This is a genomic window from Holdemanella sp. DFI.5.55, from assembly GCF_020593575.1.
GTDB lineage: Bacteria > Bacillota_I > Bacilli_A > Erysipelotrichales > Erysipelotrichaceae > Holdemanella > Holdemanella hominis.
On the sequence record NZ_JAJDMK010000151.1, the window covers coordinates 1 to 1,567 of the forward strand.

Genomic DNA, 1,567 nt, shown 5'->3' on the forward strand with positions numbered 1-1,567 from the left:
CCCCGAACTAGACCCCAAATGATTGCGCTAAAACCCTAAATGATTTTGGTTACCCTTCTTCCTTTTACATATCTAGCCAAATTTTAAGTCCCGTTATATCTGCTCTACCCGATACGAAGGTAACTTCTACATTATGATATTTTTCACACTCTTTACGAATGTCCTTTACTTGGCCTTCTAATACAACTTCATTTTTTTGATTATATAATATTATTGTTGTCTCTGGATAAAACAGCTTCATACATTCATGAAAATTCATATAATAAACCCCAAGAAAAAGAGAGTAGATCAACTACTCTGCTAATTTCTTTTCAATATCTTCGATTTCTTGTTCAAGTTGTTTGATAAAATCTTCTTTATCTTCTACTTGATCCTGTAAGTCAGCTACTGTAGCTTCACTTACCAAACCAGTCATATCATCCTGAAGACGTTTGATTTGACGTTTTTGGTTTGCGATTTGTTCTTCTTTACGAGAAATAATTTCTGACATGTGTTCACGCCAGTTAGCACGACGCTTTTCACTAGCCGATTTTAAACCCGCAAAGTATTCATCCATAACTCCTCTGAACTCATTCCAGATTTCATCTTCTTTATCTTTTCCACAGAAACCAATTGATTTCCATTTGTTAGACAATTCTTTCATCATTGCCGTTTGTTCACGAGTATATTCCTGTAAACCAGCAATTGATTTAGCTTCCTTAACTAAAGCTTGTTTTTCAGCATATTTTTCAGCATGTTCAACATGCAATTTTTCATAGAATTCATTACGTTTCGCATAGAATTTTTGGCGAGCCTCATTAAACGCATTCCATAAATCATCATCAAATTCACGACCTGCATTTCCTGCTGCTTTCCATGCATCCATCAATTCTTTATATTTAGCACTTGTTTTTTGCCATTCTTCTGAATCCTGTAAAGACTTAGCTTTTTCAATTAAATCTTCTTTTACCTTTTTGGCATTTTCAAACTGAACCGCTCTATTTTCCCAGTTTGCATGTTTACGATCATAGAACTTCTGACGAGCTGCATTGAAACGTTCCCACAATTCATCATCCGTTTTCTTTCCGGCATTTCCTGAAGCTTTCCATTCATCCATTAAAGAAGTCATTTTTTCAGTAGCCTTCTTAAAATCATCTGATAAAGAAGTTTTTTCAGCTTCCTTAATCAAAGCTTCCTTAGCCTCTACAACCTTTTGAGACAATGCCTTTTGCTTCTCATAAACCTTTTCAACATTTGCCTCAAATTCTTCTCTTAACTTTTCTTCTGCCAAAGACTCCCCAAATCCAGTCTTTCTCCATTTTTTCTTTAAATCATTCACAAAGCGAACAGCTTCGTTGAAATCTTCAATTTCATCAACTTTTTTTGATTCTTCGACAAGAGCCTGTTTTTGGTCAATACCGGCTTCCATATCTTCAAATTCTTCGTAAAATTCTTTTTCCATACATCTACTCAGCTTTCTAATCATCCTATTACTTATGATTATAACATATAATAAAAAAAGTACGAGAAAAAACTTTTTCTGCAAAAAAGTCACACGTCTAAATGACGTGCCCGGTTCGTTTCCAGT

At 34.7% G+C, this 1,567-nt stretch carries 2 protein-coding genes; both read right to left on the bottom strand.

Annotation, left to right across the window (positions count from 1 at the left end):
* Positions 1-64 precede the first annotated feature (64 nt).
* Positions 65-259, bottom strand: a complete 195-nt coding sequence (locus LJE08_RS13465) for a hypothetical protein (protein ID WP_227403508.1) — start codon at positions 257-259, stop codon at positions 65-67.
* Positions 260-292: 33 nt separating this feature from the next.
* Positions 293-1,441, bottom strand: coding sequence for a DUF349 domain-containing protein (locus tag LJE08_RS13470; protein WP_227403509.1), 1,149 nt, complete (start codon positions 1,439-1,441; stop codon positions 293-295).
* Positions 1,442-1,567 lie beyond the last annotated feature (126 nt).

Excerpts from the sequence above, each read along its gene's own strand:
- LJE08_RS13465 (WP_227403508.1), bottom strand. The coding sequence starts at position 259 with ATGAATTTTCATGAATGTATGAAGCTGTTTTATCCAGAGACAACAATA.
- LJE08_RS13470 (WP_227403509.1), bottom strand. The coding sequence starts at position 1,441 with ATGGAAAAAGAATTTTACGAAGAATTTGAAGATATGGAAGCCGGTATT.